A 22,643-nucleotide genomic window follows, 5' to 3' on the forward strand; every position below is an offset into this window, starting at 1 on the left:
AAAGCTATGCTTCTCATCGATAGAATTATCGGGGATCGAAACGATCCCGATCTTCATCACAAGCTTCATGAATACGAGCATCAAGGAATGACGCTCGATTTCGTGCGCGTTGCGCCGACCGACCTCGATCGCCGGCGTTTGCGCGCGCGTACCGATCATGGCGAAGACCTGGCGATAGCCTTATCGCGGCAGGATCGCTTGTTCGATGGCGCTATTCTTTATCTCAATAGCGATAAGGCCATCGTGGTCCGAGCAGAAGAACAACGCTGGCTTCGGATCGTTCCTCAAACGCTCCGGGATGCGCTTGAGCTCGGGTATCTCGTCGGCAATCTGCACTGGCGTGTGCGCTTCGAAAGCGAACACATCCTTGTCTCGCTTGATGGTCCGCTCGACACCTATATGGCGCGGCTAGACGCCATAGTCCGGGAAGGGCGAGCAACCGCTCAGGAAATCCAATGATATTGCGCGAAAAGCTTCTCCGAACCTTTCAGCATGCCGACAGCCAATTTCCATCTGGCGCCTTCGCATTTTCGCAGGGGCTCGAAGCGTTCTCGCAGCAACAAGAGCGGCTGGGATCCTTTGACTTATGGAATTTTCTCTATGCGCAGATCGTACACCGCTGGGCTTCCAGCGAACGCATCGCAATCATCAGAGCTTATAGGCTCTACAATGATCTAGAAGCGCTCGCAGAATTAGATGCGGAAGTAGAGGCATCCACGATAAGCGAGCCGCTTAGAGTAGGTTCGCGGCGAAATGGAATGGGTCTTCTCACTACTCACGAAAGGATCGGTACGCGCTACGCAAAAACGTATCGGGGCATGGTTCGTGATGGGAAGGCACATGGCCATGTTGCGGTTGCACAAGGGCTTCTGTGGAACTCACTCGAAATCGATGAGGAAGATGCCGTTCTAATGAGCGGCTATCAATCCGCCGCGTCTCTGACAACGGCAGCCATTCGCCTTGGGCTCGTCGGCGCGATCGATGCCCAATCGTACCTCACGAGAATCATTCCCGTCATCGCAAAAGCTTCCGACTCTCCAGTGTCGCGAAATGAACCTTTGCGCGCTTTCATCCCACTTTCGGAGATTGCGATTTCATTGCACGGCACGACCGGGCAGCGATTGTTTTCGAATTGAAAGGCGAGAGACAGGTCACAGATGCTGCTTACACCTACCGAACTCGAACGCTTAACGATCTTTTCCGCGGCAGAGCTTGCTCGAAAGCGGCGAAGCCGGGGGCTGAAACTAAACTATCCGGAGGCCGTGGCGCTCATTTCCGATGAAATACTCGAAGGCGCGCGCGACGGGAAATCCGTTGCTGAAATGATGTCAATCGGATCGCAAATTCTCACGCAAGATGATGTCCTACCCGGTGTCGCGGCCATGTTGCCGATGCTGCAGGTGGAAGCGACTTTCAGAGACGGTACGAAACTCGTCACCGTCCACGATCCCTTACGGCCGAAGCCGGGCGCTTCGGACCATGACGCCATCACGCCCGGGGAAGTATTCGCGATCGAGGGAGATATCGAACTCAATGCCGGCCGTCGCAAGATCAGCGTGAGAGTCACGAATGCAGGTGATCGGCCCGTGCAAATTGGCTCGCACTATCATTTCTTCGAGGTGAATCGAGCGCTCGATTTCGATCGCGACGCTGCGTTCGGCATGCGCCTCGATATCCCAGCCGGAACTGCAGTCCGTTTCGAGCCGGGACAAGAGAAAGTAGTTGAACTCACGGAATTCGGCGGCGAACGCCACCTCTCTGGATTGAACGGACTCACCAACGGCTCCGCACGAGACCCGGCTGTCAAAGCAGCGGCACTCGATCGCGCCCGCGCGCGCGGCTTCCGGACGAGCTGATAAAGGAGACTAAACATTGGCTGTACTATCACGTCGCGATTATTCCGCTATGTACGGTCCCACAGTTGGGGATGGCGTGCGATTGGGAGACACCTCGCTTATCGCGGTTGTTGAGAGGGATTTCGCTAGCTATGGCGACGAGTGTCTTCACGGCGGCGGAAAAACACTTCGCGACGGAGCCGGTCTCGCAGCTGGCGTTACAAGTAGCGAGGGCGCGCTCGATTTCCTACTTTGCAATGTCACGGTCATCGACGCAGTCGTCGGGATCGTCAAGGGTGACCTCGGCATCAAGGACGGCAGAATTGTAGGGATTGGAAAAGCCGGAAATCCGGCAATCATGGAGGGAGTGGATCCTCGCCTCATCGTTTCAGCCGCGACGGCAGTACGAGACTGCGAGGGGATGATTGCCACGGCCGGCGGAATCGACGTGCACGTCCATTTCGACAGTGCGCAGCTCTGCGAGCACGCGATCGCATCGGGCGTTACGACCTTGCTCGGTGGTTCTCTTGGTCCCATCACTGTCGGGATCGATTGTGGGGGAGCATTCAACGTCGGAAAAATGCTCCAAGCGGCTGAGCAATGGCCGCTCAACTTCGGATTTTTGGGTCGAGGCAATTCTCATAAGCCCGCATCCCTCGTTGAGCAGATTGAAGCTGGCTGCCTGGGGCTGAAGCTGCACGAAGACTGGGGGTCGATGCCGGCTGCCATCGATACCTGTCTTGCAGTAGCCGATGTGATGGACTTCCCGGTCCAAATCCACACCGATACGCTCAACGAGTCCGGGTTTGTCGAGAATACGCTTGCCGCCATCGCGGAGCGCACAATTCACATGTACCACACCGAAGGCGCCGGTGGAGGGCACGCCCCCGACATTATCCGCGTCGCAGGCCTCTCGTGGTGTCTGCCCTCCTCAACCAATCCAACTAATCCCTACACCATCAATACATTCGACGAACATCTCGATATGACGATGGTTTGTCATCACTTGAATCCGGCAATCCCAGAGGACGTTGCATTCGCGGAAAGCCGCATTCGCGCCCAGACAATAGCGGCTGAAGATATCCTTCACGATATTGGCGCCATCTCGATGCTCGGTTCAGATAGCCAGGGCATGGGGCGGATCAACGAGGTCATATGCCGAACGTGGCAACTCGCCGACAAGATGAAAAATCAACGCGGGCGGCTACCTGAAGAAGCGACGCCGTTTGGCGACAATGAGCGCATTAAGCGGTACATCGCCAAATACACGATCAATCCCGCTCGTACCTTTGGAATCGCTGACCACATAGGTTCGCTCGAAGACGGCAAACTCGCTGACATCGTCGTTTGGAACCCGGCCTTCTTTGGGATCAAGCCAGAGCTTATCCTGAAGGGCGGGTTCATCGCATGGGGCGCGATGGGGGATAGCTCCGCCTCTCTCATGACATGCGAACCCAGGGCGTTGCGACCTCAATGGGGTGCCTTCGGCCGTGCTAGCGGATCGCTATCGGCGTGTTTCGTAAATCCAGCCGCTATCGATCGCGGCATCTCAAAGACCTTGGATCTGAAAAAGTACTTGCTGCCCGCACGAGGCACGCGCGGTCTTTCAAAGAAGGACATGCTGCGCAACGACGCGTGCCCGGATATTCGCGTCGATCCGCAGACTTTCGATGTTTTCGTCGACGGCCAATTGGCGACTTGCGAGCCCGCTCATGAGCTACCGCTATCGCAACGATATATGTTGAGGTGATCCGTGAACGTATCAGCACAACATTCGCTCACCCAAAAATCACGGATCGGCGCCGCTCGTGTGGGCATCGGCGGGCCAGTCGGATCGGGAAAAACGGCGCTGATTGAGCGGCTAATTCCCTCCTTTTCCCGTCGTGGTGTATCGATCGCAGTCGTGACCAACGATCTTGTAACGGCGGAAGATGCGAACCGGATTCGCCGATCGGGTCTCATCGATCCTAACCGTGTCGCGGCGGTCGAGGCTGGCGCTTGCCCTCATACAGTAATCCGCGAAGATCCTACCTTGAACATCGCGGCGGCGGATGATCTCGAAAATCGGTTTCCGGACGTGGAGCTTATCCTAATTGAAAGCGGCGGCGACAATCTCGCATCGACTTTCTCACTGGACCTCGTCGACTGGTGGATGTTCGTTATTGACGTGGCGGGTGGAGATGATATTCCGCGGAAAAATGGCCCCGGCCTGATCAAATGCGATCTTCTGGTCATCAACAAAACTGATCTCGCTCCGCACGTCGGTGTTGATCTGAGCCTCATGGAGCGCGAGGCAACCGCGGCGCGCAACGGCAAGCCTCTGTCATTCACGAACTGTCGCCATCAGAAAGGAATCGAAGAAGTTACCGACAGGCTGATGTCTGAGGTTTTGTTCCGATGAACGTTTATTGGAACGGGCAATCCGATCAGCGTGTGGAGCGAAGAGTCGAGCAAGACCGCAAGGCTTGCTTTGACCTCTCTTTCGGCCGTCACGGTGACCGCACGATTCTGGAACGTCAGTATGTCTCTTACCCGTTTCACCTAACCAGGCCGTTCACACTCGATCCCCTCATCCCTGCCCTAACTACTGTTTATCAGCAGTCATCGTCGGGAGGTGTGTACCGATCGGATCACCTCACATGCCAAATCAGGATGGGGACCCGGACAGCGGCTCATATTACCACCCAGGCAGCGACGCTCGTCCACGATTGCTATGGCCAGGCTGCCAAGCAAAGCACGCAAATAACAATGGAAGAAGACACCTTCCTATGTGTCGTCCCGGAGGCGTTGGTCTTTTTCCCGGGCGCTGAATACACTACGACGCTCGACATTGCTCTCCACCCGACATCCGCTCTCATGGTCGGTGAGTCATTCACCGAGCACGACTTCGCAAAGAAATCGCGGACGTTCGAGAAGTACAGCTCGGAGACCGTAGTTCGCGATATAGCTGAACGGCTGCTCGTGCGCGAGAGCTTCGAAATCCGCGGCGCGGACTTCGCATCGGCAACGACACCAATCGGTCAATTCACAATCGTTTCGAACTTTCTTCTCCTTGGAAATCGCGCCCGACTGCCCGCCAGCGATGCCATTCAAGATATCGCCGCGCGCGGAATGGACTGTGTGGTTGGTGTGAGCGAGCTGCCGAACCATGCAGGACTTAGCATCAAAATGCTCGCTTCAAGCGCGGCCGTGGTGCGCGCAGTCACTGACGACCTGTTCTCAACCGTCGTCCAATCGGCATTCGGCAAAATCCCGCAGAAACGTAGAAAATGAGTTCAGGAGGATGAAAGGAATTGCAATGCACACCTTGACAGCAAGATCTGTCGCCACGGTCGGTTTGATGTGTTGCGCTAACGCTGCTTACGCGCACGTTGGTTTCGGACCGACCGTTGGCTTTTCCAACGGTCTTTTGCACCCGATATTCGGCATCGATCATCTGCTTGCGATGGTTATGGTTGGTACATTCGCGGCTCAGCTCGGAGGCCGTGCGCTCTTTCTGGTTCCAGCTTCGTTCGTTGGATCGATGGCGATAGGCGCAGCTTTAGGTGTGCTCGGCTTCAAGTTCGGCTTGGCCGAATTTGGAATAGCTTCGTCGGTATTTACGCTCGGCGCAATCGTTGCTTGCCGATCGCATCTGGGTCTCGTTTCGGCGATGACGCTCGTCGCGCTATTTGGCCTTTGCCATGGTCATTCTCATGGAACGGAGATGCCGGAGAGTGCCAACGGTCTAGCTTACGCAGCCGGCTTCATTCTGATGACTGCCGCCTTACATGCGGCCGGTATCTGCATCGGGCTTCTCATTACAAGGATCACGGGCCGTTACGGTGACGTGGTAATGCGCTCGCTGGGGGCGGGCGTGGCGTTGGTGGGTGCCGGTCTCATGGCGGTGGCCATGTAACACTTTCCACTCAGAAAAATAGACACTTAAACAATGGGGGAAGTCATGCTTGCCGCCTATAGGACACGTGTGTGCGTAACGTCGGCCATACTCGCGCTTCTTGGCGTGGGATCAGCTCACGCAGGAGAGACAATCGACCTCGGGAATGGTGCGAGTTTTACCATCTGGGGTGCTGTTCGCGCTTCGATAAGGTCGACGGATGGTGATACCGACGGCTTTCTCGAAAGCGCCCGTATTCTTACAAGTGGTCAGTTCAACAAGGTCCTCGGGTTCACTTTCAATACCGAGATTGAATCCACCGGTGGAGCGTTCCCATACCTGCCTGGGGATCCGAGCGGAATCCACGTGCTCGACGCGGCCGTACGCTTCGAGTTCAATGATTACTTCAATGTATGGGCGGGACGCATGGTTCTGCCCCAAGATAGATCGAATTTAGACGGCCCGTATTATCTGGGAGTTTGGGATTATCCGATTGTGTCGGCCTTCCCTAATCATTTTCAAGGTCGCGATGATGGCGTCACTATTTGGGGCCAGACAGGCGGTGGAAAATTCAAATATTGGGCCGGCGCTTACGAGGGCTGCAGAGGAGAGAGTCCTTGTGCAACTGTTCCCGGAGGTGGTGGAAACTTCCTCTACGTCGGCCGTGCCAGTTATGACTTCTGGGATCCTGAGCCCGGCTATTACGTGGCCAGTGATTACTACGGGAAAAAGGAAATTCTATCTGTCGGATTCTCGACGACATACCAAGACCGCGCCACTGGATCTTCGCTCGATCCTGGACGCTATTTTGGGTGGAACGTCGATGGTCTGATGCAGAAGAAGGTGATCGGCAATAACGTACTCACGCTCGAAGGGGCGTACTATCACTACGACACCGACGATAAATCGACGCCGCTGGTGAACGGAAACGGTTACTTCCTCCTCGCAAGCTTCCTCATAGATCATGATTTCGGACCTGGTAAATTGCAGCCCGTCATCCGTTACGAGGATCTTATGAGCAAGAATTCCTACGACATTTCACGTGTCGAAACGGGAGTGAACTATATCATCCGGGGCAGCGACGCACGGGTCTCACTGCTCTATTCAAAAACGAACTTCGAAGATCCCAATGTCGCGTCTGTCGATCAGTTCATCGCAGGCCTACAGCTGCAATACTAATGCGTCTCCCGTCGAGACCACGATCGAGCGGGGCCCGCCAAGAAGTGGTGGGGTCCCGCTCGGCCGACCGGCGCACAAATCTTCTCTGCGCGCAGTCTTCGTTGCTTCTTTTTATCGATCACCAAACGAGACTTTGGCCATCTATCGACGATGGGGAGCAAGTGTTGGCAAATGCGGCGCGGCTCGCAGAAGCGGCGTGGCTGCTAAACATACCCATCGTCGCCACCGAGCAAACGCCAGAAAAGATTGGGCCGCTCACTACGCACATCCGGCGATACTGCAGCACAGTGATATCGAAGGTTCACTTCGACGCCTGTGCTGATGGCGTAATCGATACTATCGGTCACAATCAAGAACGGACGCAGATCGTCATTTCGGGATGTGAAGCGCACGTTTGCGTTCTACAGACCGCCATCAGTCTGCTGCATGCTGGCTTCAGCGTATGGATAGTTACCTCCGCTACCGGTTCGCATTCACCGTCCGATCGTGCCCTCGCGTTTGAACGGTTGCGCGGACTCGGGGCCACATTGGTCAGCTTGGAAATGGTGCTGTTCGAATGGCTTCGCAGGAGTGATCATCCCAAATTTCGCGAGCTGCTTCAGATGATCAAATCGCATCGATCCGGAGTTCCTCCCGATATTCAGAAGCACTGAGTGGAGCGCATGCTTAGCATTTCCGCGTCGCCAGACTTCCGGACGCCGTCAACACGCTCCGTACGGAAACCAACAACTCAACGCATCAGGGGCTCGAATTAATTATGGGGAGGCAGCGTTTGTCCGCCAAAGCTAGCATCAAAATTGCGGGTGATGCGAAGTTGAGGCCAATTGACGACGCCGCATCGCAAACCGGGGTCCCGGGACATGCCCTCGCACCCTTTGGCTGGACCAAGGCAAAGATTTCGCCTGAGCTTCTCCAAAAAATTCAGTGCTCAAGTGATGGCAAAGTCGTCCTCAACACAGCAAGCAGCCCGAGCCAGAGCGGAGGCAATGCGACTACTGCGAGTCTGAGCGGTGGCCTAAATTATATCGGCAAGAAGGCAATCGCTGGCAGCGCGAGCCATCGCTCAGGTCCTGCTTCAGCGGAAAAGGATGCAGACCTTCAACATTGTGCTGCGACGGCGCGGGCGGCCGTCGGAGCCGAGTTGCGCGCTGTGCGCCAGAGATTGAATCTGAATGTAACTGAGCTTGCGGATAAGGTAGGCCTTTCTGTGGGAATGATCTCAAAAATTGAGCATGGTAAGGTCGCAGCTTCTGTCGAAACTTTAGTGTCTCTCGCTGAAAAACTAGATCTTCCACTCCTCAAGTTTTGCGATGGGATGGAGAAATCCCGACCTTGCTACTTTATTCCCTCAGGAAAAGGTAACAGCCCGTCTCACACCAGTCTTCGAGATAACTTCGTACAACAATTAAAAGGCCAATGGATTTCGGACATGGGCCCGATGGAGCTTTATTATGTTTCATTGAGCAAGGATGCGGGGCCATCGTACAGTAGGCAGGCTGGTATCGCTTTCGTCTATGCATTGTCTGGCAAGCTTCGATACAGGCACGGAGACGGCAAATCCGTGCTTCAGCGCGGTGACACATTATTTTTTGATGCAAATTCCCTGCACGGCGTCGTTTCGGTTGACGAGGCTCCGGCATCCTACTTGCTCTGGAGAATGTATCCCACGACGAAAGATAAATAACATGCCCGCTCATTTGAAGTCAGCAAACCCCGCACGCCCAGACGCCTTTCTGCGTTCCCAAGGCCTACGCCCATCTCGAGCGACTTGGGCTAATCGATGATGTGGTAGCCGCCGTCTATGTACATCGTCTCGCCAGTGATCAACTTCGCGGCATCCGTCCCCAGAAAGGCAACTGCCACTCCGACATCGTCGATGGAAATCAAGCTGCGGCTTGGCGCCTTTGACTGAGCTTTCTGAAGGAGCTTATCAAATTCGGTAATGCCGGATGCCGCCCGTGTCTTCAGCGGACCCGGCGATATCGCATGTACTCTAATTCCCTTCGGACCAAGCTCGGCGGCCAAATACCGTGTCGCGGATTCAAGAGCAGCCTTTACCGGCCCCATCATATTGTAGTGCTCGACCACCATTTGTGAGCCGTAATAGGTCATCGTGAACAATGCCCCGCCGGACTTCATCAGGGGCTCGGCGAGCTTGGCCATTCGTATGAAGGACCAGCACGAGATCTCCATCGCGCTGAGGAAGCCGTCCTTGGAGCAATCGACGACACGCCCCTGCAAATCATCCTTGGGCGCGTATGCGATCGAGTGAAGGCAAAGATCAAGTGTACCCCAATTCTTCTCTATTTTTTCAAATACGCTCTCCAGTTGGCCGTCCTGTTGAAGGTCGAGCGGCATGAAGATCGATGCCCCGACCTCACGAGCCAAGGGTTCGACGTGAGGCTTGGCTTTGTCGTTGAAATAGGTGATGGCGACATCCGCACCGAAAGCCTGGAATGCCTTGGCGCATCCCCACGCGATGGACTGATCGTTGGCTATGCCGGTAACAAGCGCCTTCTTACCTTTGAGCAGGTTGAGCGACGAGACATCGATCATGCCCGCTTCTCCTTGAGTTGCTCTGAAGTAGATTTTCGCAATACCCCGAGCGTGTGCTTGGCGATCATCAGTTCCTCGTCTGTCGGGACGACATAGCAGGCGACGCGCGACCTCTTGCTGGAAATTCGCAGCTCGTTTTTTCTATTGGCCATTTCGGAGAGTTCGATGCCAAGCCACGACAGGCGATCGGAGACGGCTTGGCGAATTCCAGGCGCATTCTCTCCGATACCTGCGGTGAAGACGAGGCCGTCGATCCCGCCCAGTGCGGCTGCAAGCAAACCCACAAAGAGCGCGATGCGATACGTGAAATAGTCGAGGGCCAGCTTGGCCCGCGGATCGGAGCTTGCGAGCAGATCGCGGACGTCGTTGCTGATACCGGAAAGACCTTTGAGACCGCAGTCGTGATAGAGAAAGTGCTCGACCTCCTTCGTGGTCATGCCTTTCTCATTTATGAGATAAAGCACAATCCCGGCATCCATCTGACCCGGCCGCGTTCCCATCGGTAGGCCATCGAGCGCCGTGAAGCCCATGGTGCTCTCAATGCTTTTCCCGGCCGACAGTGCGCACATCGAGGCCCCGCTGCCGAGATGAGCCGCGACGACTCCCCCATCGGCGATTTCCGGGGCCACTTCACGGAGCCGCATCGCGATGTACTCGTAAGACAGCCCGTGAAATCCGTATCTGCGCACGCCTTCCCTGTAGAGATTTTCCGGAATCGCATAGCGATCGGCAATTTCGGGATGACCTCTATGAAAGGCAGTATCGAAGCAGGCGACCTGCAAGAGTTGGGGCTGCCGCTCCAGCACGATTTTCATCGGCGCGAGGTTGTTCGGTTGATGCAGCGGAGCGAACGGAATAAAACGTTGAAGGCGATCGATGATGCGGGCAGTGACCGTCGTCGGCTCGACAAAGTCCGGACCGCCATGCACGACCCGATGACTGATCGCCACGGGTAACCTTCCGACATAATTGCGCAAGAACACTACAAGCCTGTCGAGCGCATCGGAAAGTTCGCCGACTTCATCCGGGCTCCATGACTCGTCAACCGCACTTGCCCCGTTCGCGTCGCGCGCTGACAATCGTGGCCGTGTTCCAATACCTTCGATCTGACCCTTGAGGCGACGGTCGAGCTGGTCGCCCTGTCCTATGGCGAACAGCTGAAACTTGATACTTGAGCTGCCGGCATTCACTACCAGGATTGTTTCGGCCATCGGCTAGGCCCTGATTGGGGCGGTTGCCCGCCGGTTGTGGGCAAGGAGCATCGCCACGGCGCACGAAGCCATACGTGCGCGAACAGTATCGGCACGCGATGTTAGAATGATCGGCACCCTCGCGCCGAGAACGACTCCCGCTGCATCCGCGTTCGAGATGAAAGTGAGGTTTTTGGCGAGCATGTTGCCGGCTTCGAGATCCGGAACGACCAGGATCTGTGCTTGCCCTGCAACCGGCGACTTAATGCCCTTGATGCCCGCAGCCGTTGGGCTAATGGCATTGTCGAATGCAAGAGGGCCATCAAGCTCACCACCAGTAATTTGCCCACGATCGGCCATTTTGCAAAGTGCAGCGGCATCGACCGTTGAGGGGATGGCGGGTGTGACCGTCTCGACGGCCGAAAGAATTGCGACCTTGGGTTTGCCCAGTCCCAATCCGGCGTACAGATCTATGGCGTTCTGCACGATATCGCGCTTCGCCGTGAGATCGGGCGCGATGTTCACAGCGGCGTCCGTGATAAATAGCGTATGCGGGTGAGTGGGAACATCCATTACGAATACGTGACTGATGCGCCGACCCGTCCGAAGCCCGTTCTCCCGGTTCGTTACGGCGCCTAGCAGTTCGTCGGAGTGAAGGCTGCCCTTCATGAGCAGCTCCGCCTTGCCGGAACGAACGATCTCAACGGCTTTCTCAGCAGCGGCCTGGCTGTGAGGGACATCGATCAGCTCTACGCCGCTCAGATCCCGCCCAATATCGTTGGCGACCGCAGTAATTTTATTTTGGGGGCCGATGAGGATCGGCTTAATCAATCCTGCATCGGCTGCTTCGAGCGCTCCCTTGAGAGAGTTTGCGTCGCAGGGATGTGCCACCGCCGTAGGAAGTGCTGGAAGGCGTTGGGCGGCGGCGATGAGCCGTTCGTATTTCTCGTGGCGATGTAATTCCGAGAAAGCTGCCTTCGCCATAATGAGCGCTCCTCAGAAATGGCTCCGCCGGTAGGTCGTCGTAGTTCAGTGATGTTTCGGAGCCCTCACCGTTGCATCGGACGGCCCGGCGCCGGGTTGCTTTGAAGGAGAAATCCGAGAGTCTTCGTTTTCGAAGATCGCTTCGATTTCCGTCAGCCGGGTCCGCGCCATTTTGCTATGGACGCCAACCAGCTCGATCATTCGTTCGAACTTTCCCTTCATCCGGGACGCAAGGTCCGGATTTCTCGCGAGCATGATTGGGATTCCATCGATGGCGCGGCGCTCGTCCAGAAGCAGCATCAGAAACTGCTCACGTATTACCTGCTTGAATGTGGCAAGGGACATGCCTTTGCCGGTCTCCTCTCGCATGCGGCGGAGAAGATTGAACCCGCGCTCATCCACGATTCCGTCCGGCATGCGGACATAGATCAGCGCGCGAATAACGGCTTCTCGCGGACCACCCTCAGACATTCGATTCTTGAGATCCGCAATTTTTTCGCTAACCAGCGCAAGATGAGCTGGATCATCACCCGGCCTATGGCGAGGATTGTCGCGAGAAGCTCTGAGCCCAACGAGAGCCTGCAGAAGCGGCGAACCGTAAAACGCATGGAACCACGCTTCCGTCGCGTTGTCGCGAAGGTCGCGGTATGCGTCGAGCCCTTCAATAAGCCAGTTGCTACATCGCTCCTGAGCCTGCCAGAGAATATTGCCTTCCGGAACGGACTGGCGGTTTTCTTGGATAAACGCGACATTGGACAAGAGAGGCTTCAGGAGCGGATTGACATCGGAGAAAATCTCATACTGCATTCGCAACGGATGAAGCCTGCGCATCCATTCGGCCGCGCTCTCGTTCGCCCACATTTTGACCCAGGGCTGAAGAAACGTGCGGTAAAGCCCGAGATTGATTTTCGAGACACGCGCCACTGCCGCAAACTCGCGATCATCTTCCGTGCTGTTGTCACCGAGCGCGCGGATGTCATCCAAAGTGCGCGCTTCAAATCGAACCAGATAGTCACCAACAATAAGATCGGCCGCAGGGTCTGCCCCGTCTTTGGGAGTCATTACGGCTTCATAGAGCCCAGGCGGCAAAGCATCGATCAAGTCGATATTGCTTGCGAATTCATCGTGCTCCTTCTTGGCTACCGAGCCTGAAACGAAGATGCCGAGATGCCCAATAGACTCGTGCACTGAGTAAACGATCGTCTGGCCATGGGCTCGGATATCGTCGACGCTGTCGTAGAGATCGAGAATCCAATCCAGCGCCTGAGGCGGCGGCGTAATGTTGTCCGCCTTGGAGCAAAAAACCACAATCGGCGAGCGGATGTTGCGAAGGTCTATGCGCGTACCATTAGGGGATGTGATCTCAGCCGATGAGAGCTTGTTTCCAACAAACAACTCATCGGTGATGAACTGCATCTCGCCGGCGTTCAGCAGCACATGGCCGCCCCACCACTGCTCGAAGTCCAGATATCGTGGCGCCTCGCTGTCGACTTTGGAGTACAAATTGTAGTGTTTCGTCCACAGAGTATTTGCCGGATTGAGGTTCTCGAAATTCGAGACGAGCCACGCGCCGTCGAACTTGCCGTTTCCGGCGTCTCCGAGAAGTGCGGTGATCCAGGTACCACCGAGCACGCCGGCGGTGTAGCGCATCGGATTCTGCTTCGGCACGCCTGCCCAATACGACAGAGGAGATCCTGCTAAGATGAGCGGACCGAAAAGCTCAGGTCGCTCCGCTGCGAGCATCATGACGGCCCAACCCGCTTGGCAATTGCCGATCACGGCAGGCTTGCCATCGGCATCGGGATGAAGATTGATCACATGCTCGAGGAAAGCCGCCTCCCCGCTGGCGATATCCGCTATGGTCTGGCCCGGAACCGGATCGGGAAGAAAACCGATGAAGTAGCAAGGATGGCCTGCCTTCATCGCCACGCCGATCTCGCTCTGCGGCTTGAACCCTCCAATACCTGGCCCATGCCCGGCTCTCGGATCGACAATGACGAATGGCCGCTTAAACCTGTCGGTCTTATCTTCCTCTGACGGAACGATACGCACCAGCCCGTAGTTCACCGGCCTCGGCAATTTACGACCGTCGACTAAAAGCTCGCACGCAAACTTCAGAACATGCGGTGCGGATTTGGCAGCGTGCTCATAATATCGCGCGCTTCTCTGCTCGAGCGCATCGAGGAAAAGAATGCTCCGCTGCCAAGCATCAATCGAATATGTCCAAGCGTCCTGAGCCAACGCGAATGGCGATAGAACGCGCATGTCACGGCCGAACGCAATCTCTGGATCAGGCATATGGAGCTACTCACACATTGATCAGCTATACACCAGCTCCTTGAGCCAAAAGCAAAGCGCAGAGCAGCGCTAAAATTTGCGTGCTGCAACAGAGCGCCCAACCTGAAATACCCCGGAAAATATCCCAAGCGAACTTGACGGCTGGTTATCGTCCAAATCCGTGGTCGGCGAAAATTTGGCTAAATTCCTTATCGCACATCGATAGCTGTCGCGTATAACATCAGCATGCTGACGGTATCCAGGTAGCGATAGAATCCCAATTGCAGTCATCGTTATAGCGAGGCATCAGCAATCAGGGTCCTCTCCCGTAACTCCGCATTTCGATGCGAAGCTGACACCCAAGGACCGCCGCTCACGGTAGCGAAAGGTGACGAGACATGACAGATGCGTGGCCCGACATTCCTTATGCGCCATGGAAGGATTCCTGCACCACCTTGCATTTATGGACCCAGATTGTTGGCAAGTACCGTCTCGCACACACCCCATGGGTAAACCATTCCTGGCACGCGACGTTCTATGTCACGTCCCGCGGCCTGACGACATCCTTGATCCCTGCGGGCAGTCGGGGCGTGCAGTTCGACTTCGACTTCATAGATCATAGCCTGATCGGCACCGCCACCGACGGCTCGAGAGGAGCTTTCGTACTGCAGCCAATGAGCGTGGCTAATTTCTACAAGCGCTTCGGCGAATTGACGGACAACCTCGGAGTTCCGACTAAAATCAATGGCAAACCAAACGAAGTCCCTGACGCGATTCCATTCGAGAGGGACACCATTCATAGGTCCTACGACGCCGATGCGGTGAACCGGTTTTGGCGTGCGCTCGTCCAAGTAGATCGCGTGCTGAAGTGTTTTCGAACGGGCTTCCTGGGCAAGGTCAGCCCCGTCCATTTCTTCTGGGGCAGTTTCGATCTTGCAGTAACGCGATTTTCGGGACGCCGCGCGCCCCTCCATCCGGGTGGCATTCCTGGGCTGCCTGATCCCGTAGCGCGTGAAGCCTATTCACACGAAGTCAGTTCTGCCGGTTTTTGGCCGGGGGGCGGCCCGGTCGACTACCCTGCATTCTATTCCTATGCCTATCCGGCACCGTACGGCTTTTCATCCCACCGGGTCACGCCCGATCTGGCTTTCTTTGATGAGAAGGCGGGTGAGTTCATCCTACCGTACGGCGTTGTGAAAAGCGCGTCTGATCCCGATAAATCGCTTCTGGACTTTCTCGAAGCAACATACGAGGCAGCCGCGCGGCTGGCCAATTGGGATCGAGCATCCTTGGAATGTCCGCGCGGCAAAATCGATGTTCCTCGTCCTCTCTGACGAGTCACCAGAGTTTTTTCCGTTCCTCTTCGCTCAGAAGCTCTTTCTCCTGATCGGTCAATTCGCCGTGCCCAAGAACCTGGACCGGTGCGTTTATGTTATACGTTTGTCGCTCCGGCTTTCTGCGCGAACTCCCGTCGTTATTGCCATCTGGCGAGGCGTCGTCACCGCCACCGAAGCCGATGACCTCGACGATGATCACCGACGGTTGTTCCGACGCTCCGGACTGCGCCGGGTTGACCGCTGACTGGGCCGCGGCCCCCGACGCGTTCGATGCCTCCGTCAGGCCGCCGATGTTCGGCGCCTGGATCTGCGGCACACCGGTCGTGCTGCCCTGCGCGGAGATGTTCGCCGCGTTGACGATATGCAGCGCCGCGATGTTGACGTTGAAGCCGCTGACGCCGGCTTCGCCGACATCGACCGTCCCCAGCGGCGCGATCAGATCGACGTTGCCGCTCGCAGCCCCAGGCACGGCGCTGCGTGCCGCAATGCCGGCACCCGACGACGGCGCCTGCGGCGACAGCGTGACATTGCCGTAGTTGTCGGTCACACGCTTCGGCGGCGTATAGACGATCGTCGTCTTGGCGCCGCGGCCGGCGTTGATGTCGCCCTCCGCCGACCAGGCGAGGATATCGCCGCCGGACGTCGTCATGATGCGCGACAGGCCGAGCAGGACCGAGCCCTTTGAGTACATCTGAATGTTGCCGGAGCCCGTGATCACGCCTGCGCTCGCCGGTGGCACCTGGCCTTCGACGCCGACGACGATCTGACCGCCGGGAGTCAGCATCTGGATGTCGCCGCCGAAGTTGGTGCGCACGATCCAGCGTGCCGGGATAAGCGACCATGAAGTTGGACATCTGGATGTCCCGTCCGGCGCGAACTACCGACACGTCAGTCGCGTTGGCGTGGTAGATCAGATTGCCCTGAGACTCGCCTCCATAACTGTTCGTCACTGGGCAGTGAGCGACGCCATTCGCGCCGACATAGGATACCGGCTCTCCCGAACCAATGATGTCGCGCCCGGCGATGATCCACACCGGCTTGGCCGCGAGATACCAGCTGTTCGCGCCAAAGGACGAAACCACGCTTCCTCCTCTAGTCAGATCGACCAGTTCGCCGGTGCGCAGGCCGATGATGTCGCCCTCGACGGCATAGAAGCGTTGCGGCGTGGTGTCCCTGGCATGAACGATCTCATCATCACTGCGACCCATCCAGTTGCGGTCGAGCAGCACCTTGCGGACCGGTGGGCCGTGAGCCGCAGTGACGTTTATGACTCCGGCATCGCGCCGCCCGGCATACTTCATCCGCTGGTCCCGGCCTTTCAGCTAGTGTGCTGGACTTAGGCGACAGTTCTTGGAGATAGGCCAACAGGCCTAGGTGTGCCGAAGTTTGTGCAGAGCACTGCGCATTGCTTTCGATGTTTGTTGATGGCCGACGATTGAAGACGTGCGATAAACTCTTGATCAGTCAGAACACTGAATGCCCGCGTGCGCCCTTGAACGGCCACCGATGTGTGATGGATGATTTCAATTCGGCCCTTCAATTGGCATCGACAGTATGCACATGCGTCTCCATCGTTTTCTGGCTATCGCGGTATTGGGATTGGGAGTGTTGGCGCTGGCTGCTTCGGCGGCTATTGTCATCCTTAAGCCCGGGCCACAGGGCAAGGTCGTGATCGCAAGCGGGGGATCTGAGGGTGCCTATTATCAATTGGCGCTTGCATATCAGCGGGAACTCGCACGGTTTGGGGTTGATGTTGAACTTCGTCCACAAATGGAGGGCCGCGACACACTCCGAGCTCTTTTCGTTGACGCGAATTCTGACGTCCAGGTCGGCTTCATAAAGGGCGGGATCGCCGCAAGCTTGCAGGGGCGATTTGCAACGGCTGAAGAGCGCAAGTGGCATGATCGGCAGGTCGAGGTACTCCGGTCGGTCGGCCGTCTTTTTTACGAACCGGTCTGGATTTTTTCCGCCGGCTCGCAGAACCTCCGAAGTCTGAAGGAGCTAAAGGGCAAACGAATTCTCGTGGGAACCAAACAGAGTGGAGCGCGCCGAATAGCGCTCTACATGCTGCGCTCTAACGGTATTGATGCCGCGAACTCGACGCTCATCGAAGAAGATCTACCAATTGATGCCGCGCCATTGGCTTCGGGAAAAGCAGATGCGGCTTTTTTAGTGCTTCCAACGGAGGCGCGAACCGTCCAGCAATTGCTTCGTAACCCTACGATCCGCCTTCTCGACTTTGCCGCCGAAGCCGACGCATACGTTGAGCGCATTCCTGCACTCTCCTCACGCGTTCTGAAACAGGGTTCGATCGAATTCGCTCCCGACATCCCGTCGGGCAACGTTACGCTCCTGGGCACTACGCCCGCGCTAGTCGTGCGCAATAATGTTCATCCGGCAATCGCGGACCTTCTCGCTTACGCTGTAATTCATAATCCGAAATCTGGGTTCGATGAGAGCGGCGAGCCCATTCTTTTCTACCGGGCGGGCGAATTCCCCAATGACAATGATCCTGAGTTTGCCGTCACTCCCGAGGTGGCTAGTCTCTATAAGACCGGAGAATTGCCGTTCGTACTGCGAACCCTCGCTCCGCTCAACCAGCGCCTCGGTATACCATTCTGGGTGACAGCGTTTGTCTACGACCACGGCACCAACGCATTACTCGTTGCCATTCCTTTACTGAGCATCGTTTTGCCCCTCATTCGATTTCTGCCAGGATTGTACACTTGGACAGTGCGGCGGCGGTTGTATTATTGGTATCGTCAGTTGAAGACGCTCGAGGCAAGCCTGGATGAGAGCCTGAGCGTTGATCAACTCGCGGACAAAAAATTAGAGCTCGACCGGATCGATGCCGCTGTAAGTCGATTACGTGTACCTGTACCGTTTTCAGATGAGCTATACGATCTGCGAGGGCATATTGATTTGATAGGTCGCCGCCTAGATCGCCGCGTACAAAGCAAGCCCTTCAATGTCGCCGCGTAGCCACCCAACAAGTCCAGTGCGTATAGTTATGCCCGTCGGCCCGGCGCCTTCGACGCGGCCAGATAAGCGCGGTCGCATCGGGACCGGATGCAATAGCGATGATAGGCACCCGTTGGAGCGGGGCCCAGGGACCGACCAGGGGCCGCCAGATCGGATCGTCGACCTTTATCGCACCGGGATCGCACCCAACATTTTCCGCGAAGATAGAGATCTTTGATAACTTGTTGATCTAATTAGTGGGTGATCACGGTCGAACCGTGGATCCGCTGATTAAGAGTCAGCGCTTTTATGTTGTAGATCAACGGCCATTCCGACTTTCTCGGCCAAAAACCTACCACCGAACATCAATGGCTTAATCCATATGTCGGAATGAAAGTGCGCTCACGCTCATCGACTATGGCGGACGCCACCAGAGGGAAATTTGTCTGGCAAGACGCTTCATTCCATTAGCGAACGTCATGGATGTAGCACGAGTGACTGCTCCCACAGGTCAGCTTCATGCCGGCTTAGAACGTGGAGAGCGAACCACAAGCTAGCCCTTCGGCGGTGGCGACCGTCGCTCGGCGGGCGTGCGCGCAACACACCTTAGTCGGTCGAGAGAGCTTTGGACGTCCGACGCATCTGCGAGACCGCCTGCGCAATCAGATGGGATAGTCTTACCAAGATTTTCAGCGCAATGGCCTAGCTGGCCGCTAGACCTGGAGTAGCGTTTTGATCGCGCGACGCTCGTCCATCGCGCGGTATCCTTCCGCCACCTGCGCAAGCGGAAGCGTGAGATCGAATACCTTCCCCGGTTTGATCTTGCCTGTGAGTACCCGGTTGATCAGGTCAGGTAGGAACCTCCGGACTGGAGCTGGGCCCCCTAGCATACGCCGTTGCGCGAAAAACATGGCCTGCCCGTCGAACGTCACGCCGTGTGGTACGCCGACATAGCCGATCGAGCCGCCTGGCCGCGTGCATTCGACCGCCTGCGTCATGGCTTCTTGTGTGCCGACACATTCCAGAACAGAGTCGACGCCGACACCGCGCGTCAGCTCTTTGACGCTCTCAACACCTTCATCGCCGCGTTCTGCGATTATATCGGTCGCCCCGAATCCGAGCGCGAGCTCTTGGCGGTCCTTATGGCGGCTCATGGCGATGATGCGCTCCGCGCCTAATTCTTTGGCGGCAAGCACTCCCATGAGACCGACGGCACCGTCTCCCACAACGACGACAGTCGATCCCTGGTGCACGTGCGCTGCATCGGCGGCATACCAGCCGGTACCGAGCACATCCGAAGTGGCAAGCAAGCTAGGGATCAGATCGCCTGAAGGAATCTCCGGCGTTGCAACCAGTGTGCCGTCTGCGAGCGGCACACGCACAAGCGGCGCCTGGGCGCCCGCCATGAACTCGCGCTGCTCGCACGATGATTGGAAGCCAAAGCGGCAATGGGGGCAGGTGTTGTCAGAAATGCAAAAGGAGCCGACGACAAACTGGCCGGGCTTTACTGACTTCACATCGCTACCGATCTCCTCGACGATGCCGCAATATTCGTGCCCCATCGCCATCGGCGCGGCAACGTCGTTCAGGCCCCGATAAGGCTACAGATCGGAACCGCAAATGCAGGTGGCTGATAGCCGAATGATGGCATCGGTTGGTTTGATGATCTTTGGTTCGGGGACATCCTCGAACCGCACGTCCCTCGGTCCGTAAAGCATAGTGCCGCGCATCGATCTGGTGCCTTGTCTTTCATTTTGGGTGCGGGGACGTCACGCGCTGGCTTCCTCGAACACACCACGCGCAATGGAAACCGCAGTGCTCGCGGCCGGCCAACCAGCGTAGAAGGCCAGGTGCGTGATGACCTCCGTCAGCTCCGTCCGAGTGATACCGTTCTCCAGAGCGCGCTTCAGATGGAAGGGCAGTTCGTTCACACGGTAGAGCGCGATCAACGTAGCCACCGTGATGAGGCTGCGGTCGCGCTTTGAAAGCGCTTGCCGCTCCCACACGTCTCCGAACAAAATTTCATCGGTATAGGCGCCAAGCGCCGGAGCAATATCGGCAAAGGGGTTCTTGCGAGTAGCAGTTCGTTCCGTCATGGGGATATCCATTCAATTATGGGGCGGTCCGCAGCGCGTGCGGCAACGTGATCGCAATCGTTACGAGGCTGCCATGCTTCCAAACCTCATCGCCCCGTCATGGCCAACAGGTTTGCGGGATAGCGCTCCCCTTCAATCGGGATCGCAGCGGCAGCTGTCTGAATGGTTGTTAAGTCCGCCGACGTGAGCGTGACGTTGACGGCACCAAGATTTTCTTCAAGCCGGTGAACCTTGGTGGTGCCGGGAATTGGAACGATCCAAGGCTTTTGGGCTAGCAGCCAGGCGAGCGCAATTTGCGCCGGCGTCGCCTGCTTCTCTACCGCAATCCGTTTCAAGATATCGACCAGAGCCTGGTTCTTCTCCATAGCTTCGGGTGTGAACCGCGGAATGATGTTCCGGAAGTCGCCTTCTCCGAGCTTGGTGTCCTTGTTCATCGTGCCGGTCAGGAAGCCTTTGCCGAGCGGACTGTAGGGCACGAGGCCGATGCCGAGCTCTTCGCATGTCGCAAGAATGCCGTTCGTCTCCGGTCCGCGCGTCCAAAGAGAATATTCATTTTGAAGTGTCGTTACGGGCTGCACGGCATGAGCGCGGCGGACAGTCTGCGCGCCGGGCTCCGATAGCCCGAAATGTCTGACCTTGCCGGCTTCAATCAAGTCCTTGACTGCGCCCGCGACATCCTCAATCGGAACGTTCGGGTCGACGCGATGCTGGTAGAGCAGGTCAATCACGTCAACGCCGAGGCGTTTCAGCGACGCGTCCGCCACCTCCTTGATGTGCTCGGGCCGGCTGTTCAGACCCGACTGCTTTCCAGCGACGATGTTGAATCCGAACTTGGTAGCGATAACGATTTGATCGCGCACGGGTCGAAGCGCTTCGCCGACCATCTCTTCATTCGTAAAGGGGCCATAGACCTCCGCTGTATCGAAGAAGGTCACGCCCAAGTCTACGGCCTTGCGGATGAGTGCAACGCCCTCCGCTTTCGAGACTTTGCTGGCATAACCGAAGTCGAGTCCCATGCAGCCGAAGCCAATGGCAGATACTTCTAAGCCCGCTTTGCCCAATTTACGCTTCTTCATGTTTCAGCTCCGAAGGCTAGAAGCAGCAATCGTTCGAACCGCCGCCCGACTGAGTGTCGCGTTCCCGTCTTTCATACGAATTTAAAGGCTGGGCCGGCTAGCGATAAGACGCTAAAGTTGGCATGAACCAATACTTGAGATTCATCAATGGATCGAAATCAGCTCGGCGATCTTATGGCGTTTCTAACCGTCGCCGAAGAGCGCAGCTTCACGCGGGCGGCGGCAAAGCTTGCGACGTCTCAATCAGCATTGAGCCACACGATCAAGCGGCTCGAAAGCAAGCTAGGGGTGCGGCTGCTGACACGCACAACGCGCAGTGTTGCTCCGACCGATGCCGGCGACCGCCTGATCGAAACCTTGCGCCCATCCTTCACCGATATTGATGCGCGGCTCGCGGCACTCACCGATCTTCGCGATAAACCCGCCGGCTCCGTGCGGATCACCACGCCGCAGCACGCGGCTGACACAATTCTTTGGCCGGCGATCGAAAGGCTCGCCCCCGCGTATCAGGACATTAAGTTCGAACTGTCGATCAATTCTGCCTTCGTCGACATCGTGGCCGAACGCTTCGACGCCGGTGTACGGCTCGGCGAACAAGTGGCGAAAGACATGATCGCGGTGCGGATCGGCCCAGATTTGCGGATGGCCGCGGTCGCTTCGCCTGCATACTTAGCCGCCAACTCAAGGCCAAAGACGCCGCATGATTTGACGCATCACAATTGCATCAATCTACGCCTGCCCACGTTGGGAGGCCTCTACGCCTGGGAATTTGAGAAGAGCGCGCGGCCACTCAATGTGCGGGTCGACGGACAAATCGTGTTGAATGAAGTGCGCTTGGTCGTGCGAGCGGCCATGTCGGGGCTCGGCATTGCCTTTCTGCCGGACGACCATGTGAAGCCACTCATTCGCGAAGGTAAGCTCGTGCGTGTGCTAGCCGACTGGACACCACCCTTTCCGGGTTATCATCTCTACTATCCCAGCCGTCGACAACTCTCTCCCGCGTTTGCGTTGCTGGTCGAAGCACTGCGCTACCGCCGAAGGAAATAATCGCGGTCGCCCAGGTCAGCTCCGACTCGCTCGCCAGCAAAATCCCATAAGCGGAAATCTGCAACGCAAGCGACCCAGGGGGCAAAGAAGTGCGCCGGGATGTGTCCATCAATTGATTTGCCCGCTTACGGACGGCACCGATGACACCGGCTTCATGCACGAAATTCAGCCGCTCTTTGCACAAGCATTGAGCTTGACGCGATCCGTCAATTGCCAAAAGTTGGAGCA

The 22,643-nt window shown here is 56.8% G+C and carries 21 protein-coding genes and 1 pseudogene; 14 read left to right on the forward strand and 8 right to left on the reverse strand.

Annotation, left to right across the window (positions count from 1 at the left end):
* Nucleotides 1-6: 6 nt before the first annotated feature.
* The 10 genes from ureE (at nucleotide 7) to AB4Z24_RS15915 (ending at nucleotide 8,575) form a co-directional block, all read left to right on the forward strand.
* On the forward strand, nucleotides 7-459 hold the full coding sequence (gene ureE, locus AB4Z24_RS15870; RefSeq protein WP_441709783.1) for an urease accessory protein UreE: 453 nt from the start codon (nucleotides 7-9) through the stop codon (nucleotides 457-459).
* Nucleotides 456-1,136: an urease accessory protein UreF gene (locus AB4Z24_RS15875; protein WP_441709785.1), complete on the forward strand. Its 681-nt coding sequence runs from the start codon at nucleotides 456-458 to the stop codon at nucleotides 1,134-1,136. The genes ureE and AB4Z24_RS15875 overlap by 4 nt, the downstream gene beginning before the upstream one ends.
* 21 nt (nucleotides 1,137-1,157) lie before the next feature.
* The gene (gene ureB, locus AB4Z24_RS15880; protein WP_441709787.1) at nucleotides 1,158-1,856 is read left to right on the forward strand and encodes an urease subunit beta; all 699 of its coding nucleotides are present in this window, start codon (nucleotides 1,158-1,160) and stop codon (nucleotides 1,854-1,856) included.
* Nucleotides 1,857-1,872: 16 nt separating this feature from the next.
* Nucleotides 1,873-3,585, forward strand: a complete 1,713-nt coding sequence (gene ureC / locus AB4Z24_RS15885; protein WP_441709789.1) for an urease subunit alpha — start codon at nucleotides 1,873-1,875, stop codon at nucleotides 3,583-3,585.
* 45 nt (nucleotides 3,586-3,630) lie between these two features.
* Nucleotides 3,631-4,236, forward strand: coding sequence for an urease accessory protein UreG (gene ureG, locus AB4Z24_RS15890; RefSeq protein ID WP_441710062.1), 606 nt, complete (start codon nucleotides 3,631-3,633; stop codon nucleotides 4,234-4,236).
* Nucleotides 4,233-5,108: an urease accessory protein UreD gene (locus tag AB4Z24_RS15895; protein ID WP_441709791.1), complete on the forward strand. Its 876-nt coding sequence runs from the start codon at nucleotides 4,233-4,235 to the stop codon at nucleotides 5,106-5,108. Before ureG ends, AB4Z24_RS15895 begins: the two co-directional genes overlap by 4 nt.
* A gap of 25 nt (nucleotides 5,109-5,133) precedes the next feature.
* A complete protein-coding gene (locus AB4Z24_RS15900; RefSeq protein ID WP_441709792.1) occupies nucleotides 5,134-5,733 on the forward strand; it encodes a HupE/UreJ family protein in 600 nt (199 codons plus the stop codon).
* Nucleotides 5,734-5,778: 45 nt separating this feature from the next.
* Nucleotides 5,779-6,891 carry a porin gene (locus AB4Z24_RS15905; RefSeq protein ID WP_441709794.1) on the forward strand — a complete coding sequence of 371 codons (1,113 nt, stop codon included), beginning with the start codon at nucleotides 5,779-5,781 and terminating at the stop codon, nucleotides 6,889-6,891.
* Nucleotides 6,891-7,544, forward strand: coding sequence for an isochorismatase family protein (locus AB4Z24_RS15910; RefSeq protein ID WP_441709796.1), 654 nt, complete (start codon nucleotides 6,891-6,893; stop codon nucleotides 7,542-7,544). The genes AB4Z24_RS15905 and AB4Z24_RS15910 overlap by 1 nt, the downstream gene beginning before the upstream one ends.
* A 119-nt stretch (nucleotides 7,545-7,663) precedes the next feature.
* The gene (locus AB4Z24_RS15915; protein ID WP_441709798.1) at nucleotides 7,664-8,575 is read left to right on the forward strand and encodes a formate--tetrahydrofolate ligase; all 912 of its coding nucleotides are present in this window, start codon (nucleotides 7,664-7,666) and stop codon (nucleotides 8,573-8,575) included.
* 89 nt (nucleotides 8,576-8,664) lie between these two features.
* Here AB4Z24_RS15915 and fabI read toward each other — a convergent pair whose 3' ends face one another.
* The 4 genes from fabI to AB4Z24_RS15935 are packed head-to-tail and all read right to left on the reverse strand — an operon-like array spanning nucleotide 8,665 to nucleotide 13,886.
* Nucleotides 8,665-9,447 carry an enoyl-ACP reductase FabI gene (gene fabI / locus AB4Z24_RS15920; RefSeq protein ID WP_441709800.1) on the reverse strand — a complete coding sequence of 261 codons (783 nt, stop codon included), beginning with the start codon at nucleotides 9,445-9,447 and terminating at the stop codon, nucleotides 8,665-8,667.
* Complete coding sequence (locus AB4Z24_RS15925) at nucleotides 9,444-10,658, reverse strand: acetate/propionate family kinase (protein ID WP_441709802.1); 1,215 nt, start codon at nucleotides 10,656-10,658, stop codon at nucleotides 9,444-9,446. The genes fabI and AB4Z24_RS15925 overlap by 4 nt, the downstream gene beginning before the upstream one ends.
* 3 nt (nucleotides 10,659-10,661) lie before the next feature.
* Nucleotides 10,662-11,621, reverse strand: coding sequence for a bifunctional enoyl-CoA hydratase/phosphate acetyltransferase (locus AB4Z24_RS15930; RefSeq protein ID WP_441709804.1), 960 nt, complete (start codon nucleotides 11,619-11,621; stop codon nucleotides 10,662-10,664).
* 45 nt (nucleotides 11,622-11,666) lie between these two features.
* Nucleotides 11,667-13,886, reverse strand: coding sequence for a DUF3141 domain-containing protein (locus tag AB4Z24_RS15935; protein WP_441710064.1), 2,220 nt, complete (start codon nucleotides 13,884-13,886; stop codon nucleotides 11,667-11,669).
* A gap of 410 nt (nucleotides 13,887-14,296) precedes the next feature.
* On the opposite strand from AB4Z24_RS15935, the gene AB4Z24_RS15940 reads away from it, so the two are divergent.
* Nucleotides 14,297-15,232 (forward strand): DUF5996 family protein, encoded by a 936-nt coding sequence (locus tag AB4Z24_RS15940; RefSeq protein ID WP_441709806.1) that lies wholly within the window; start codon nucleotides 14,297-14,299, stop codon nucleotides 15,230-15,232.
* 4 nt (nucleotides 15,233-15,236) lie between these two features.
* Here AB4Z24_RS15940 and AB4Z24_RS15945 read toward each other — a convergent pair whose 3' ends face one another.
* Nucleotides 15,237-16,049: a filamentous hemagglutinin family protein gene (locus AB4Z24_RS15945; RefSeq protein ID WP_441709808.1), complete on the reverse strand. Its 813-nt coding sequence runs from the start codon at nucleotides 16,047-16,049 to the stop codon at nucleotides 15,237-15,239.
* Between AB4Z24_RS15945 and AB4Z24_RS15950 the strand changes: the two genes are divergently transcribed.
* Nucleotides 16,024-16,575: a hypothetical protein gene (locus AB4Z24_RS15950; protein WP_441709809.1), complete on the forward strand. Its 552-nt coding sequence runs from the start codon at nucleotides 16,024-16,026 to the stop codon at nucleotides 16,573-16,575. The genes AB4Z24_RS15945 and AB4Z24_RS15950 overlap by 26 nt on opposite strands.
* Before the next feature lie 220 nt (nucleotides 16,576-16,795).
* Entirely contained in the window at nucleotides 16,796-18,217 is a 1,422-nt protein-coding gene (locus tag AB4Z24_RS15955) for a TAXI family TRAP transporter solute-binding subunit (RefSeq protein WP_441709811.1), read from the forward strand.
* A 692-nt stretch (nucleotides 18,218-18,909) separates the two neighbouring features.
* Here the strand turns inward: AB4Z24_RS15955 and AB4Z24_RS15960 are convergent.
* The 3 genes and pseudogenes from AB4Z24_RS15960 to AB4Z24_RS15970 all read right to left on the reverse strand — a co-directional run bounded on the left by AB4Z24_RS15960 (nucleotide 18,910) and on the right by AB4Z24_RS15970 (nucleotide 21,368).
* Nucleotides 18,910-19,926, reverse strand: a pseudogene (locus AB4Z24_RS15960) (zinc-dependent alcohol dehydrogenase family protein).
* Nucleotides 19,927-19,965: 39 nt separating this feature from the next.
* Nucleotides 19,966-20,292 (reverse strand): carboxymuconolactone decarboxylase family protein, encoded by a 327-nt coding sequence (locus AB4Z24_RS15965; RefSeq protein ID WP_441709813.1) that lies wholly within the window; start codon nucleotides 20,290-20,292, stop codon nucleotides 19,966-19,968.
* A gap of 86 nt (nucleotides 20,293-20,378) precedes the next feature.
* Nucleotides 20,379-21,368, reverse strand: a complete 990-nt coding sequence (locus tag AB4Z24_RS15970) for an aldo/keto reductase (RefSeq protein ID WP_441709815.1) — start codon at nucleotides 21,366-21,368, stop codon at nucleotides 20,379-20,381.
* A gap of 147 nt (nucleotides 21,369-21,515) precedes the next feature.
* Here AB4Z24_RS15970 and AB4Z24_RS15975 point away from each other — a divergent pair, with 147 nt between their 5' ends.
* Nucleotides 21,516-22,415, forward strand: coding sequence for a LysR family transcriptional regulator (locus AB4Z24_RS15975; protein ID WP_441709817.1), 900 nt, complete (start codon nucleotides 21,516-21,518; stop codon nucleotides 22,413-22,415).
* Nucleotides 22,416-22,643 lie beyond the last annotated feature (228 nt).

It is taken from the genome of Hyphomicrobium sp. 2TAF46, assembly GCF_052114865.1.
Lineage (GTDB): Bacteria > Pseudomonadota > Alphaproteobacteria > Rhizobiales > Hyphomicrobiaceae > Hyphomicrobium_B.